This is a genomic window from Lentzea sp. HUAS TT2, from assembly GCF_051853195.1.
Classification (GTDB): Bacteria; Actinomycetota; Actinomycetes; order Mycobacteriales; family Pseudonocardiaceae; genus Lentzea.
In genome coordinates this window covers 2,047,521-2,063,285 of sequence record NZ_CP196667.1, presented here as the reverse complement: position 1 = coordinate 2,063,285, position 15,765 = coordinate 2,047,521, and the positions used below count along the sequence as shown (strand labels likewise).

At 68.9% G+C, this 15,765-nt stretch carries 11 protein-coding genes; 8 read left to right on the top strand and 3 right to left on the bottom strand.

Features of this window, described 5'->3' with window-relative positions:
- Positions 1 to 70 precede the first annotated feature (70 nt).
- Entirely contained in the window at positions 71 to 2,383 is a 2,313-nt protein-coding gene (gene pcrA, locus ACSHWB_RS10120; RefSeq protein WP_439661823.1) for a DNA helicase PcrA, read from the top strand.
- A 1,626-nt stretch (positions 2,384 to 4,009) separates the two neighbouring features.
- Here pcrA and ACSHWB_RS10115 read toward each other — a convergent pair.
- A complete protein-coding gene (locus tag ACSHWB_RS10115) occupies positions 4,010 to 4,798 on the bottom strand; it encodes a M23 family metallopeptidase (protein WP_439661822.1) in 789 nt (262 codons plus the stop codon).
- A gap of 209 nt (positions 4,799 to 5,007) precedes the next feature.
- Positions 5,008 to 5,988 (bottom strand): esterase/lipase family protein, encoded by a 981-nt coding sequence (locus ACSHWB_RS10110; protein WP_439661821.1) that lies wholly within the window; start codon positions 5,986 to 5,988, stop codon positions 5,008 to 5,010.
- A 134-nt stretch (positions 5,989 to 6,122) separates the two neighbouring features.
- Between ACSHWB_RS10110 and ACSHWB_RS10105 the strand changes: the two genes are divergently transcribed.
- From ACSHWB_RS10105 to purH, 7 genes are all read left to right on the top strand, one after another.
- Positions 6,123 to 7,805 carry a hypothetical protein gene (locus ACSHWB_RS10105; RefSeq protein WP_439661820.1) on the top strand — a complete coding sequence of 561 codons (1,683 nt, stop codon included), beginning with the start codon at positions 6,123 to 6,125 and terminating at the stop codon, positions 7,803 to 7,805.
- Between the two features lie 239 nt (positions 7,806 to 8,044).
- Complete coding sequence (gene sucC, locus ACSHWB_RS10100; protein WP_439661819.1) at positions 8,045 to 9,211, top strand: ADP-forming succinate--CoA ligase subunit beta; 1,167 nt, start codon at positions 8,045 to 8,047, stop codon at positions 9,209 to 9,211.
- Between the two features lie 5 nt (positions 9,212 to 9,216).
- On the top strand, positions 9,217 to 10,104 hold the full coding sequence (sucD, locus tag ACSHWB_RS10095) for a succinate--CoA ligase subunit alpha (RefSeq protein WP_439661818.1): 888 nt from the start codon (positions 9,217 to 9,219) through the stop codon (positions 10,102 to 10,104).
- A gap of 256 nt (positions 10,105 to 10,360) precedes the next feature.
- Entirely contained in the window at positions 10,361 to 11,077 is a 717-nt protein-coding gene (locus ACSHWB_RS10090) for a DUF5336 domain-containing protein (protein ID WP_439661817.1), read from the top strand.
- Between the two features lie 119 nt (positions 11,078 to 11,196).
- Positions 11,197 to 12,696 (top strand): cell division protein PerM, encoded by a 1,500-nt coding sequence (locus tag ACSHWB_RS10085; RefSeq protein ID WP_439661816.1) that lies wholly within the window; start codon positions 11,197 to 11,199, stop codon positions 12,694 to 12,696.
- Positions 12,697 to 12,741: 45 nt separating this feature from the next.
- Positions 12,742 to 13,359, top strand: coding sequence for a phosphoribosylglycinamide formyltransferase (gene purN / locus ACSHWB_RS10080; protein ID WP_439664560.1), 618 nt, complete (start codon positions 12,742 to 12,744; stop codon positions 13,357 to 13,359).
- Entirely contained in the window at positions 13,356 to 14,927 is a 1,572-nt protein-coding gene (gene purH / locus ACSHWB_RS10075; RefSeq protein ID WP_439661815.1) for a bifunctional phosphoribosylaminoimidazolecarboxamide formyltransferase/IMP cyclohydrolase, read from the top strand. Before purN ends, purH begins: the two co-directional genes overlap by 4 nt.
- A 52-nt stretch (positions 14,928 to 14,979) precedes the next feature.
- On the opposite strand, the gene ACSHWB_RS10070 is transcribed toward purH, so the two are convergent.
- Complete coding sequence (locus ACSHWB_RS10070) at positions 14,980 to 15,696, bottom strand: hypothetical protein (RefSeq protein WP_439661814.1); 717 nt, start codon at positions 15,694 to 15,696, stop codon at positions 14,980 to 14,982.
- Between the last annotated feature and the right edge of the window lie 69 nt (positions 15,697 to 15,765).

Below are 15,765 nucleotides of genomic sequence, written 5' to 3'. Positions count from 1 at the left end.
TCCCTTCTCGTCGAACACATGGTCGGGCGGTACGGGATTTGTCGGTGCCGCCCGGTACCGTGGATGAACGATGAGCGCCTTGTTCGACTTGCCTTCAAGTCCCCCCGTTTCCCGCGCGGGCCACCTGCTCGACGACCTGAACCCCGCGCAGCGCCGTGCCGTCGAGCACGCCGGTTCACCCCTGCTCGTGGTGGCCGGCGCCGGCTCCGGCAAGACGCGTGTCCTCACCAGGCGGATCGCGTACCTGCTCGCGGAACGTGACGTGCATCCGGGCCAGATCATGGCCATCACGTTCACGAACAAGGCCGCCGCCGAGATGAAGGAACGCGTGGCCGACATGGTGGGCGCCCGCGCCCGCTCGATGTGGGTGTCGACGTTCCACTCGATGTGCGTCCGCGTGATGCGCAGGGACGCGAAGACCCTCGGCATGTCGTCGAACTTCTCGATCTACGACAGCGACGACACGCGCCGCCTCATCACCCTCGTCGCCAGAGACCTCGATCTGGACCCGAAGAAGTACGCGGCCCGCACCCTCGCCGTGCACATCTCGAACCTCAAGAACGAGCTCGTCGACCCGGAGACCGCGGAAGCCCAGGCCACGAACGACCTGGAACGCCGCGTGGCCGAGGTCTACACCGTCTACCAGCGCCGCCTGGCCGAGTCGAACTCGCTCGACTTCGACGACCTCATCATGAGGACCGTCGAGCTCCTCCAGCGCTTCCCGGACGTGGCAGAGCACTACCGCCGCCGCTTCCGCCACGTCCTGGTCGACGAGTACCAGGACACGAACCACGCGCAGTACACCCTGGTGCGCGAACTGGTCGGCAAGGCGGGCGGCGAGATCCCCCCGGCGGAGCTCTGCGTGGTGGGCGACGCGGACCAGTCCATCTACGCCTTCCGAGGCGCCACGATCCGCAACATCGTGGAGTTCGAGCGCGACTACCCGGACGCCACCACGATCCTGCTGGAGCAGAACTACCGCTCCACCCAGAACATCCTGACCGCGGCCAACGCGGTGATCTCCCGCAACCCCAACCGCCGCGACAAGTCGCTCTGGTCCGACCTCGGCGAGGGCGAGAAGATCGTCGGCTACGTCGCGGACAACGAACACGACGAAGCGGCCTTCGTGGCCAACGAGATCGACAGCCTGGTCGACAGCGGCGAGGTCAACAACTCCGAGATCGCCGTCTTCTACCGCACCAACAACCAGTCGCGGGTCTTCGAGGAGATCTTCATCCGCCTCGGCCTCCCGTACCGAGTGGTCGGCGGCGTCCGCTTCTACGAGCGCCGAGAAGTCCGAGACGCCCTCGCCTACCTCCGCACTCTCGCGAACCCGGAAGACACGGTCTCGCTCCGCAGGATCCTGAACGTCCCGAAACGAGGCATCGGCGAGCGAGCGGAAGCCTGCGTCTCGGCCTACGCGGAACGCGAACGAATCAGCTTCGCCACAGCCCTCCGCGAAGCGGTGAACGACCGCGTCCCGATGCTGAACCCGCGCTCCCGCAACGCGATCGCCGGTTTCGTCGAAATGATGGACCAGCTCGGCGAGATGGTCGCCCGCGAGGACGACGTGGCCGACATCCTCGAAGCAGTCCTGGACAAGACCGGCTACCGCACCGAGCTGGAAGCCAGCGAGGACCCCCAGGACCACACGAGGATCGAGAACCTCAACGAGCTCGTCACCGTGGCAAGGGAGTTCACCGAGCTAGAGCTCCCAGAGGGCGCGGACCCGGTCCCGTCCCTCCCGGCGTTCCTGGAACGCGTCTCCCTGGTGGCAGACGCGGACTCGATCCCGGACGCGGACTCGGACGGCGTGGTCACCCTGATGACCATCCACACGGCCAAGGGCCTCGAATACCCGGTCGTCTTCAGCACGGGCTGGGAAGACGGCGTCTTCCCGCACATGCGAGCACTGGGCGACCCAGCAGAGCTGGCAGAAGAACGCCGCCTCGCCTACGTGGGCATCACCAGGGCCCAGCGCCGCCTCTACCTCTCCAGGGCCCTGGTCCGCTCAGCCTGGGGCCAGCCCTCGGCAAACCCGGCCTCCCGCTTCCTGGGCGAGATCCCCCAGGACCTCCTGGACTGGCGCCGAGTGGAACCGTCCCGCTCAGGCCCGGCAGCAGCAACGACCTGGAGCCGCTCAGCCTCAGGCGGCATAGCCTCCCGAGGCCTGTCCCGCCCAGCCCCGGGCAAAGCGGGCTGGAAGGACGCCCCAGCGATGAAGCTGGACGTAGGCGACCGGGTAACCCACGACAAGTACGGCCTGGGCCGAGTGGTGGCAGTGGACGGCGCTGGCCTGCGTGCCACGGCGACGATCGACTTCGGCGGCTCAGGCACAGTCCGCCTGATGCTGATCGGCAGCGTCCCCATGACAAAACTCTAGGGACAACAAGCCAAGTCCAAGCGCACCCAGCCCCACCGCAGCCCACCCGCGACGCCGCAGGCGAGCCGTCTCTACCAATGCGGTCTGGGTGGGGTGGCTTCGTCACGAGTCGTGCCGTAGCTCGTGCTGCATGAGGGAAGGGGTGTCAACTCGACACGCTTTTCATCGAGTTGACACCCCTTCCCTCCATGTGGCCCGCTCTTGGCTCGGCTCGTGACGAAACCACCCCACTACCGCGCCCCACTAAGCAACGCCACTGCGCCCAAAGCAACAGGCGTGCCATCTACCTGCGCATGGCGTGAACCCCGGCTTTTGATCAGATTGGCGGGGTCTGGGGCGGAGCTCCAGGAATCAGCCGCCACGGCAGCACGCAAGGCGACCACCTGCGAACTCTCGACCACAGGCCGCCGATGCAACAGGGGGACGAACCACCCAACCGGCGCGCCTCAACCCCCACCCCCGAACCCCACCCCCGTGACCAGCAGCTTCCCCACCCCCGGATGAATTGCACAAAAATCCAAAAATCCGCGCAACGGCAAGCCCCTACGTGCGTCTATGTGGGTGTCGCAAGCAGCACAGCCAGGGAACGTTCGGGGCGGTCCAAGGCACACGAGCAGCCTGCAGACACAAGGGGAGCGAAGGGATGGCGGGGGCCGAACTTCGCGGCGAGGTGCGGCCGGACCGAACGGGAGAGCGGTCCGGCCGCACTGTCTTCCAAGGACAGTCTTCGCCGCTTCGATGGACAGTCTTCAACGGACTCGGCAGGAGTGTCTTCTAGGGACTCTCACTGCCTGCACGGCCCGGGCTAGGTCTCTGCTGGGTCTCTGTTAGATCCAGCCAATGCCTGGCCCAGATCCGGCTCAGACACGGCCAAAGGCCCGACACAGTCTCGGTTTTCTCCCAGGCAGGCCCAGGGACTTCTCCGCGGCGCGGCCCCAGAAACAGCCCTCACGTGCCCACGCAGGTCCACCGGCACGCAGCCCGGCACGCCCCAGGCAAAGCCCAAAACCACCCAGGTCATCGCCCCCGCCAACACCATCGACGCAGCTCACCCCCACCGCGTCCAAAAATTGTCAGACCCCCGGAGCATCATCAACCGCATGAGGCCACAACCCCAGCGGGAGAGCTCGAATTGGATCACGTACTGGCCGGCGCCCTGCACGAACGTGTGTTCGCAATCCTCAACCAGCTGGAATCCCCAGAAACCCTCAGGCTGGTCGAAGCCTGGCGCACTCTGCTGCACCACCACGAACCAACGGAGAGCGGGGCCTGCAAGGCCTGCGGCCCACGCTGGCGCAAACACATGTGCTCGGTCTGGCGCGTAGCGGCGACCTACTTCGCCCGCCCAGACCTGCAACTGAGGCAGCAGCCCGCGTTGTAACGCCCGGCGCCACAACTCCGAAACCCGTGACACGGCCTCGGGGAGCGGCCCGTCCGGCGGGAGGCACAACCACAGAAGTGCGTCACCGCCACAGCGCGACTACAGCGACGCTAGAGGCTCCCGGCCCACAACAGCCCCTGAGTCGTCTCAGACACCCTGACCCACACCACGAGGTGGGCCAGCCGCCGAACACCCGTCAGAAAGCTACTGAGCCGTAGTTCAGCAATCCACGAACCAGCGGTGGATCAGACAGTCACACCGCGAGCGTTCAACCACGTCAGCGGGTTGATCTTCTGACCGTCGGGGTTCCACACCTCGAAGTGCAGGTGGGGTCCGGTGGAAAAGCCGCGGTTGCCCATCCGGGCGATCTGCTGTCCGGCCTTGACCTGCTGGCCTTCGCGGACACCGATCGTGTCCATGTGGCCGTAGACGGTGATGGTGCCGTCGGAGTGCTGCACGCGAACCCAGAGCCCGAACCCGGAAGCGGGCCCTGCCTCGAGGATCACGCCGTCCGCGGCGGAGACGATCGGGGTGCCGATGGGGCCGGCGATGTCGATGCCGAGGTGCATGGTGCCCCAGCGGCCGCCGTAACCGGAGGTGAACTCACCGGCGGCGGGGCGGACGAACTTCGGGCGCTTCTTCTCGGCTTCCGCGACCTCGCGCTCGGTGGTGAGCTGCTGGCTGCGGAGAAGCTTGGCTGCCTCGGCGGAACCTTCCGCGGTGGTCTTGGAGACCGCGAGGATCTGCGGTGCGGAGGCGGTGTCGCCACCCACGCCGGTGAAGGAGGCCGCGCCGTCGGCGTGGTTCGCGAGCTGGACGTCCTTGCTGTCGTCCGCTGCGGCCTGGCCGATCTGACCGGCGCCTGCCGCTGCGAACGCGCCTACTGCGACGGCGGCGACGACGATGCGTCCGCGAAGCGCCGACGGTGGCGGGGGGAGCCTGTGCGAGCTGACCGTGCGCGTGTTGGCGCGGTCGACTGCCTCTTCAAGCGCAGCACTGCGTTCATGGCCGCCGGGGGAGCGGTGGTGACTCAAAGCTTGCCCTTCCGCCTTCGGGGAGCCTGATCGACGGGACTGCCGGGCGGGGGATTCCCGGTGAGTCAGGATTCGGGGTTCTGACTCGGTGTCCTTCTGTGATCAGACCGTGACAACGGACCGGGGGACGATAACGGCGGGAAGCCTCGGAGGGCAAACCCCAGTTCGTTATGTCCTCCCAATGGGCGGCAACCAGCGGGTTTCAACTGTCAACTGTGACTATCGGTCATGCCGGGCGCGCGACACGCCTCTCCGCCAGCGGCGATGGGGTGAGTTGACAAGTCATCCGATCGGGTGATGGCCGTCACAACTACGTGAAGAGTCCTCGTGTCAACCGGCAAAGAAAGGTGACCTGAATCACGTATCTGGTGCTCTTCGACGAGTAACGACGAGTGCTCCAGCCGGGCGTTGCGCTGGGGCACGATGATCTGATCCATCTCCGACCAGACCACGACGAAACGCGTGCGGCACGGCCGGCACGGCTCGGCGAGCTCCTCCAGCAACTCGGAGCCCGGTCGCAGCTGCTTGGTCAGCGGCGTCGGCAGCACGTAGGCGGCGAGCGTGCCGCTGTGCGGGGTTCCGAGTGTCACGAGTGTGCGAACGCGTGAGTCGCCATGTAGCCGTTGTACGTAGTACCTGGCTATGAGCCCACCGAGCGAATGGCCGACCACGTGCACCTGATCGGAACCGGTCTGCTCGCAGATGCGCTCGACGTGGGCGCCCAGCAGGGCGGCCGAACGGCGGACGTCTCCGGTCAACGCCGTCAGCACGCTGTAGTTGATGGCGTGCACTACGCCGAAGCCCCGCCTTCGCAGCGCCCCCGACAGCACCGCGAAGGCGGAACGGTTGTCCCCGATGCCATGCACCAACACGATCGGGGTGCCCGCCGCGTCCATCGCCGAAACCATCAGCCCGCGCTGACGCGGGGGCAGGCCGTCGGTGCGGTAGTGCCGGTACTGGCCGTCCGGGCGCAGCTGTTCGGTGACCGCGCCCCACGGGTAGAGCACCGCGTGGGCCGTCAGCCAGGCCGCTTCCATCGCGACGCCGCGCATCCCGCCGGGCGTGGCCATCGCCCGCAGCGCGACCTTCACCTCTTCCGCGACGTCGCGGGCCGTGTGCACGCCCCAGCCGGCACGGTCGAGCACCGCGTCCGTCAGGCGCGTGATCCACGACCGGCCGCTCTCGCTCATATGAGCGACGGTAAGTGATGAAGTCACGGCCTAGGAGTACCCGGCGGACGTTTTCCACATGCGAACGAATTTCGTCTTAATAGGCACAACGGGCCACACACGGGCACACACCGCTCTTGCTAGGTTCGCCCGCGATGACTCGCACCGAGCTCGAGAACCAGACCCCGGCGGCCGCGAGGCTGCGCACGTCGTGGGCACTCGCCGCGGCAGGCTCCCTCCTACTGGCCGCCGGCCCGCTGCTCGGCGTGGTCGACGGCGCGGAACCCGCCTTCACCTCGTGGCCGCTGCTTGCCCTGCTGGCGCTGTTGCCGCCGGTCGTCGCGGGTGTGCTGCTGATGCGCGGCCGCCCGTTCGTGGCGGCGGGACTGCTCGCCGCGGCCGGTGTCTTCGCGGTCGGACGGTTGCTGAGCGACCTGCAGATCGTCTTCGACGCGATGGAGGTGGCGCGCCCGGAGCTGTTCCGGCCGGCGACGCTCGTCGCGGTCGTCCCGTCGGCGGGCGTCTGGCTGCTGATCGCCGGGCACCTGCTGGTGATCGCGGGTGGCGCGCTCGCGTCCGGACGGGCGGGCATGCCCGCGGACGAGTCGGAGCCCCCGACCCTGGTCGCCCTGCCGGTGTTCATCGCCTCGTGGGCGGCGATCGGGCTGCTGGGCAAGCCGTTCATCTCGACGGACCCGTTCCAGCTCGACCGCGGGCCGTGGGACCTGCCGGTGCTCGGCCTGACCGGCGGTCTGCTGATCGCACTGGCCGCACCGCTCGCGATCGCGCTCGCGGCCAGCTCACCCGACCCGGACACCCGGCAGGGCGGGACGATCGGCGTGACGCTCGCGCTGCTGGCCGTCGTGGTGCCGCCGCTGGTGGCGGGCACCGTCGTGACCGGTCTGAGCATCAGCGCGGGAGCGATGATCACGCTGGTCGCCGCTCTCGTCCTGCCCATCACACCTCTCTACGGCCGGACCGTGCGGCTGCTGCGCGGCAAGCGCGACGAGACGCGCGACCCGGCGTTGCCTTCTATCAAGCGCATGCACCTGGCAGCGGGTGTCTTCGCCGTTCTCTCCGCCGCCGCGATGCTCATCGGTGCCCTGCTGCCGCAGCTCGTCCTCACGACGGGCGGGGTGGCTCCCGACCTGGCGTCCGTGAACCTGCTCTGGGCGGCCGGACTCGCGTTCGCCGGGCTGGGACTCCTCTTGTTGCTGCCGTCCACGGCCGCTGTGGTCCGCCCGGCACTGGTGGGCGGTTATTTCGCCATGCAGCTCGCCGCGGCGGGCGCGACCGAACCGGTGCTGGCGGCGAGCCAGCTGGGCGTCGCGCAGCCGGGTGCGGGCTTCTGGCTCATGACCGTCGAACTGCCGCTCGGCCTGCTGGCACTGACCTGTGCCGGCCTCGCGGGCGCGATCGAGCGGGAGAACACCGAGGACGGCAAGAAGAAGGAACAGGTTCCGGTCACCGAGCTGGGCGCCGTGCTGCTGGCAGGGCTCTTCGCGGCGGGCGCCTTCGCGTTGCCGGTCCTGCGCGGTGACAGGTACACCTCACCGACCCTGGTCCCGGACAACGACCCGACGGTCTCGTGGGCCCTGCTGATCTCCCTCATCGTGCTGATCATGACCCTCGTCCTCGCGCTGCGGTCGAAGCCCGCTCGCGGCGCGGCCACGCTCGTGGGCGGTGCGCTGCTGCTCGGCGTGCGGGCGCTCGAGCTGCCGCTGACGGGCGGTCGCGTCGAAGGTGCGGTGGCGGCGCCCGGTCTGTGGCTGGCGCTGGCGTCGCTTGCGGCGCTGGTGATCGCGGCCGGCTTGATGGCGGCTCGCGCGAACCGCTGAAACGTGTCGTAAAAGACTCGCGGACGACTCGCACGCCTGCTTTCTCCTATATCGCGCGCACGCGCGTGATCGACCTCACCGCTGTCGAGACCGGTTGAGACCGACCTCACCAGTGGTGGCGTGCGAGCGGTACCTGCAGCTCGATAGTGTCTGGGCCCAGCCGCGTCAAGTGGGTTCGCTTGGCCCCTTGAGGACCACCCAGGCGCGGTGTTCCGACACCGACGTCGCAGGAGACCCGAGTGGACCTGTACGAGTACCAGGCGAAGGACCTCTTCGCCGCCCACGGCGTCCCGGTACTGCCGGGCGATGTGGCTACCAACCCCGAGGACGCCAAGGCCATCGCCGCGAAGTTCGGCCAGGCCGTTGTCGTCAAGGCCCAGGTCAAGACCGGCGGCCGCGGCAAGGCCGGTGGTGTGAAGCTCGCTTCCACCCCCGAGGAGACCGAGGAGAAGGCGACCGCCATTCTCGGCCTCGACATCAAGGGGCACATCGTTCACCGCGTGCTGGTGACGCCCGCCTCCGACATCGCGGAGGAGTACTACTTCTCCTTCCTGCTCGACCGTGCCAACCGCACCTTCCTCGCCATGGCGAGCGTCGAGGGCGGCATGGACATCGAGGAGGTCGCCGCGACCAAGCCCGAGGCCCTCGCGAAGATCGCCATCGACGCCATCAAGGGCGTCGACGTGGCCAAGGCGACGGAGATCGCCGACGCCGCGAACTTCCCGGCCGAGGTCAAGGACCAGGTCGTCGACACCATCGTGAAGCTCTGGGAGACCTTCGTCTCGGAGGACGCCACGCTGGTCGAGGTCAACCCGCTGGTCCGCGACCCGCAGGGCAAGATCGTCGCGCTCGACGGCAAGGTCACGCTCGACGAGAACGCCGGCTTCCGCCACCCGGCCCACGCCGCGCTGGTCGACAAGGCGGCCGAGAACCCTCTCGAGGCGAAGGCCAAGGAGAAGGGCCTCAACTACGTCAAGCTCGACGGCGAGGTCGGCATCATCGGCAACGGTGCCGGTCTGGTCATGTCGACGCTGGACGTCGTCGCGTACGCCGGTGAGCAGTACGGCGTGAAGCCCGCGAACTTCCTCGACATCGGTGGCGGCGCGTCCGCCGAGGTCATGGCCAACGGCCTGGACGTCATCCTCGGCGACGAGGCCGTCCGCTCGGTGTTCGTCAACGTCTTCGGTGGCATCACCGCGTGCGACGCCGTCGCCAACGGCATCGTGAAGGCGCTGGAGATCCTCGGCGACTCGGCCACCAAGCCGCTCGTCGTCCGCCTCGACGGCAACAACGTGGAGGAGGGCCGCGCGATTCTCGCCGAGGCCAACCACCCGCTGGTGACCGTTGTCGACACGATGGACAACGCGGCCGCCAAGGCCGCCGAGCTCGCGGCTGCGGGGGTCTGAGTCAGATGGCTATCTTCCTCAACGAGAACAGCAAGGTCATCGTCCAGGGCATGACCGGTGCCGAAGGCACCAAGCACACCAAGCGCATGCTCGCGTCCGGCACGAACATCGTCGGTGGCGTGAACCCGCGCAAGGCGGGCGAGAAGGTCGACTTCGACGGCACCGTCCTCCCGGTCTTCGGCACCGTCAAGGAGGCCATGGAGGCCACCGGCGCGAACGTGACCGTGATCTTCGTCCCGCCGGCCTTCTCGAAGGCCGCCGTGGTCGAGGCGATCGACGCCGAGATCGAGCTGGCCGTCGTCATCACCGAGGGCATCCCGGTGCACGACACCGCCTACTTCTGGGCGCACGCCGTCGCGACGGGCCACAAGACCCGCATCATCGGCCCGAACTGCCCCGGCATCATCAGCCCCGGCAAGTCGAACGCCGGCATCATCCCCGCGAACATCGCGGGCAGCGGCAAGATCGGCCTCGTGTCGAAGTCGGGCACGCTGACCTACCAGATGATGCACGAGCTGCGGGACTTCGGTTTCTCCACCGCGATCGGCATCGGTGGCGACCCGATCATCGGCACCACGCACATCGACGCCCTCGAGGCGTTCGAGGCGGACCCCGAGACCACCGCGATCGTGATGATCGGTGAGATCGGTGGCGACGCCGAGGAGCGCGCCGCGGCGTACATCAAGGAGAACGTGACCAAGCCGGTCGTCGGCTACGTCGCGGGCTTCACCGCTCCCGAGGGCAAGACCATGGGCCACGCCGGCGCCATCGTCTCGGGCTCGGCGGGCACCGCGCAGGCGAAGAAGGAGGCCCTCGAGGCCGCCGGCGTCAAGGTCGGCAAGACGCCGTCCGAGACCGCCGCTCTGATGCGCGAGATCATGCAGGGTCTCTGACCCTCGGCCCGGTGACCGAAACCGGCGAAGCCCGTTTCGGTCACCGAACGAACTCTGCTTCCAGGAGTTTCACCGCACGCGGGGACCTTTCGTACCGACTATGAGTACGAAAGGTCCCCGCGTGCGTTCGTGGGCAGAGTACTTTTGGAGGCTGGACGTCGCTCGGATGGCGGAACCGGCATGAGCCGGTCATCGTCTGAGCAACGCATCAGTTAGCGTCACGCGACGCACCCTGGTTTGAGGAGGAGACCTCGACATGTCCGTGCCTTACGGCGCACCCCAACAGCAGCCGCCGGGTCCGGCACAGCACCAGGCTCCGCCGCCGGCCCCTGGGGCCGCCGGCGCCAACAACATCAACCTGGCCCTGATCCTCCCGCTGGTGGCGGCAGGCCTCGGTCTCGTGGCGTACCTCGTCGCGTTCGCGGACGACGTCAGCAGCAGCAACGTGGTCTACCTGCTCGCCGCGGGCGCGCTCGCGGGCCTCTCGGTGCTCCCGAGCACCCCGAAGGGCTTCGTGCCGGTCGCCGCGGTCCTGGCTGGTGTGCAGACGCTGCTGCAGCTGCAGGGCATCATCAAGTCGCCGGCCGTGCAGGGCCTCGACATCGTGCTGCTCATCGTCGCGCTGCTCGAGACGGCCGCGGTCGTGCTCGCGTTCCTGCTCGCCGAGGGCATCGTGAAGTTCGAGCCGAAGCCGGCGAACCCGTACGCGGGCCAGCAGCACGGCCAGCCCGGTGGCTGGAACCCGCAGTCCGGCGCGTTCCCTCAGCAGGGTCAGCACCCGCAGCAGGGCGCTCCCCAGCAGCAGGCTCCGCAGGGCCAGCAGCAGTTCGGCCAGCAGCAGCAGTTCGGTCAGCAGCCGCAGCAGCCCGCACAGCCGGGTCAGCCGCCGCAGCAGACCAGCTTCATGCCGCAGCCCGGCCAGTTCGGCTCGCCGGGCACGCCGCCCGGTGGCTTCGGCGGACCGCAGCAGTAAGGTCCGCACACCGTTCGACCTCAGGGGTGGTGCCGGTTCTTCCGGCACCACCCCTGTCGTATGACCCGGCGTGCCTGCCCCGAATGGCTCAGGCGGCCTGACACAGTGGAGAAGTGCCCGTGCTGCAACGCGATGTGACCCGCGAGGTCAACACCGTGCGCCCACCGGAGTTCTCGCGGTCCGAACGCATGCGGGTGCTCGTCGCCGCCGCGGTCGGTTCGGTCGTCGTCGGATACGCCGCGGTCGCCGCGGTCCTCGCGCTGGTCTCCGCGACCGCCACGTACGCCGAGTTCTCCACGTCAGGCGTGCTCAGCGCCGCCGCACCGGCCTGGCTGGCGGCGCACCACGTGCCGTTGCGCTTCGAGTCGGGGCAGCTCGGTGTGCTGCCGCTGCTGCCGACGGCGTTGCTGATGCTGCTGATCAGCCGCACCGCCGCGGGCACCGCCGACCGCCTGGGCCTGTACGAACCGTTGCAGGCCCGCGGTGTCGTGCTCAGCATCGCCGGGTCGCACGCGGTCGTCGGCGGCGCCATTGCGCTGATCATGGGCGAAGGTGTCGTGCGTGCCACACCGGCCGTCGCGTTCTTCGGCTGCGCGGCGGTGTCCGGTCTCGCCGCGACGATCGGCGTCGCCAACCGCTGCGGCCTGGTCGAGATCGTGTTCGACAAGCTCGACCCGGTGGCGCTGCACGGTCTGCGTTCCGGTTTCATGGCGTTGTTCGCGCTGGTCAGCGTGGGTGCGCTGGCCGTGGCGGCAGGGCTTTCGGCGTCGTGGTCGCGCACCGGCGAGCTGTTCGCGGGGGCCGGTCCGTCGTTCGGTGTCGGCCTCGGCGTGTTCCTGCTGTGCCTCGGTTACCTGCCGAACGCGATCATCGCCGGGTTCTCGTACGTCGTGGGCGCCGGGTTCTCGCTGGGCGGGGTCGAGGTCTCGCCGGTGGAGTTCGTCGGCGGTCAGGTGCCCCCGGTGCCGCTGCTGGCGGCCATGCCGGAGAACGAGTTCGTGTGGAGTCCCGGCGTGCTCGTCGGTGGCGCGGTGATCGGCGTGTTCGTCGGCTGGACCTGCCGCAAGGTGTCGGACCGGCCGACCTCGCGGGTGCGGGCGGTGCTGGTGGCTGCGATCACGGCGGGCGTGGGCAGCCTGGTGCTCGCCGCCACGGCCGGTGGACGGCTGGCCGGTGGCGCGTTCGACCCCGTCACGGTGCCCGCGGGCCTGCTCGCGCTGCTGGTGGCGCTGTGGGTGCTGGTGCCGGGTGCGCTGGTGGCCTGGCTCGCCGGCAGCCGCAGGAAGGTCGCGGTCGTGGACGACGGCGCCGAGTTCGTGGAACCCGACTTCGACGAGGAGGCCGCCGACCCGGACGTCGTGTTCGAGGACGACGAGCTCACCGACGAGTTCGAACAGCTCGAAGTGGTGGACTCGGACGAGTTCGAGGTCGACGAGGACCTCGAGGACGACGACTACTACGACGAGGACGAGTACGAAGAAGAGCCAGAAGACGTTGAGGACGAACAGGTTGCCGACGCCGACGAGGACCCCGCGGACGAGGAGGACCTTGATGCGGAGTTCGACGAAATGCTCGGCATGCCCTCCGAGGAGGACCTGGACGGCAAGCCGGGACGGTGACGTCATAGGCTGCTCCTGAGCTGCTGCAACGACCAGGAGTAGACGCTGAGCACCGAACTTCGGCTTCCCACACCGGCGCGCGTCGTCGTACTCGTCTCCGGTTCCGGAACCCTCATGCAGGCGTTGCTGGACGCCGACCTCCCGATCGAGGTGGTCGCCGTCGGCGCCGACCGCGAGAACATCGAGGGCCTCAAGCGCGCCGAACGCGCGGGGGTGCCCCACTTCGCCGTGAAGCTGCGCGACCACGCCGACCGCACGGCCTGGGACGCGGCGCTGACCGAGGCGGTCGCCTCCTACGAGCCCGACCTGGTCGTGTCCGCCGGCTTCATGAAGATCATCGGCGAGCAGTTTTTCGCCCGCTTCGGCGGCCGCATGATCAACACCCACCCCGCGCTGCTGCCGGCCTTCCCCGGCGCGCACGGCGTGCGGGACGCCCTGGCCTACGGCGTGCACGTCACCGGGTCGACGGTGCACCTGGTCGACGCGGGCGTCGACACCGGGCCGATCCTCGCGCAGGAGGCCGTGGTCGTCGAACCCGGCGACACCGAGGAGACCCTGCACGAACGCATCAAGGTCGTCGAACGCCGGCTGCTCGTCGAGACAGTCGGCCGGCTCGCCCGCGAGGGCTGCACCGTGAACGGACGAAAGGTGAGCATTCCGTGAGCACTCCTGCCGAGAGGCGACCGGTCCGCCGGGCCCTGATCGGGGTCTCCGACAAGGCCGGCCTGCTGGAACTGGCCACCGGCCTGCACGCGGCCGGAGTCGAGATCGTGTCCACCGGCGGCACCGCGAAGGTGCTGGCCGACGCGGGCGTCCCCGTGACGCCGGTCGAGCAGGTCACCGGGTTCCCCGAGTGCCTCGACGGCCGCGTGAAGACGCTGCACCCGCGCGTGCACGCCGGTCTGCTCGCGGACCTGCGCAAGGACTCGCACGTCCAGCAGCTGCGCGAGATGGACATCGCGCCGTTCGACCTGCTGGTCGTGAACCTGTACCCGTTCACGCAGACCGTCGCGTCGGGTGCCTCCGCGGACGACTGCGTCGAGCAGATCGACATCGGCGGCCCCGCGATGGTCCGCGCGTCGGCGAAGAACCACGCCAACGTCGCGGTCGTCGTCGACCCCGCCCGCTACGACTGGGTGCTGGAGAACGTCCGCGAGGGCGGCTTTACCCTGGCCGACCGTCAGCGCCTGGCAGCGGACGCGTTCCGGCACACCGCTTCCTACGACGTGGCCGTGGCCTCGTGGATGGGCAACGCGCTGGCTCCCGACGACGAGGGCAGCGGCTTCCCCGGCTGGGTCGGCGCGACCTGGAACCGGTCGAACGTGCTGCGCTACGGCGAGAACCCGCACCAGAGCGCCGCGATCTACACGCAGGGCGACGGCCGCACTGGCCTGGCCTCGGCGAAGCAGTTGCACGGCAAGGAGATGTCGTACAACAACTACCTCGACGGTGACGCCGCGTGGCGTGCCGCGTGGGACCACGAGCTGCCGTGCGTCGCGATCATCAAGCACGCCAACCCGTGCGGCATCGCGGTGTCCGAGCTGAGCATCGCGGACGCGCACCGCAAGGCGCACGAGTGCGACCCGCTCAGCGCGTTCGGCGGCGTCATCGCGTCGAACCGCGAGGTCACCGTGGAGATGGCCGAGTTCGTCTCGGAGATCTTCACCGAGGTCGTCATCGCCCCGTCCTACGAGGACGGTGCGGTCGAGGTGTTGCAGCGCAAGAAGAACGTGCGCATCCTCGTGGCCGAGCCGCCCGCCCGCGGTGGCGCCGAGATGCGCCCGGTGTCCGGTGGCCTGCTCCTGCAGCAGCGCGACGCCGTCGACGCCGACGGTGACTCGCCCGCGAACTGGACGCTCGCGTGCGGCAAGCCCGCGGACGAGAAGACGCTGGCGGACCTCGAGTTCGCGTGGCGCGCGATCCGCGCGGTGAAGTCGAACGCGATCCTGCTGGCGAACGACGGCGCGACCGTCGGCGTCGGCATGGGCCAGGTCAACCGGGTCGACTCGTCGCACCTCGCGGTGAAGCGCGCCGGTGAGCGGGCCAAGGGCGCGGTCGGCGCGTCCGACGCGTTCTTCCCGTTCCCGGACGGCCTGGAGGTGCTGCTGGAGGCCGGCGTGCGCGCGGTCGTGCAGCCCGGTGGTTCGGTGCGCGACCCCGAGGTCATCGCGAAGGCCGAGCAGGCGGGCGTCACGCTGTACCTGACCGGTACGCGCCACTTCGCTCACTAGTTCTGCTGCGAGAAGGGCCGCTTCCCGTTGGGGGAGCGGCCCTTCTCGCTTTTCAGATCTTCGCGACCATCTCTTCGGCGACGCCCTTCGCGGCCGCTTCCAGCTCCGCCAGGTCGGGCTTCGTGTTGGCGAACAGCCCCGCGTCCCAGCCGGAGTGGTCGACCTTGACGATCAGCTCGCCCTTGCGCACGATGACCGCCATCTCGGTGAACGCCGACTTCGTCTCCACCAGGACCACCACGGCCTCGTCGCCGAGACCCTTGAGCGGCTTCTGCAGCGGCCTGCCCTGGGTGGTGCCCATGTACATCGAGATGGACCGGCTGAAAGCGGACTCCGCCTCCTCGCCCTCGTCGGTGACGGAGACGTCGGTGGTGCGGTGGCCCTCGCCGTCGACACCCTTGGTCTGGTTCCAGGAACAGGTCGTGCGCACGCCCTTCGACAGCGTCGTCTCGCGGGACATGAGCCCGTTCGGGTTCGTCGTGTGCGCCTTGGCCAGCGCTGCCTCGGAGACGTTGCCGCACAACGCGGGCAGCTTGTCGGCGCGCTTGTCGCTGCCGCCGTCCTTGTGCACGTTGAGGTAGATGACGAGCCCGGTGACGACGCCCGCGAGCACCAGCACTCCGACGAGGATGCCGACGACCAGCGGGGCCTTGCTCTTCCCGGGTGACTGCGGAGGGCTCCAGCCTGGTTGCGTTCGGTAGCCCTGCTGCGGCAGGCCCTGTGGCGGTCCTGGCTGCCGATGCCGGCCGTGCGGAGGTGGTTGGTTCACGATTTCCCCAGTTCCCAGTAGTGCTCTGGGCACCGTAGAGGACCTCCCGCACCCGTGTGGCCGTGTCCA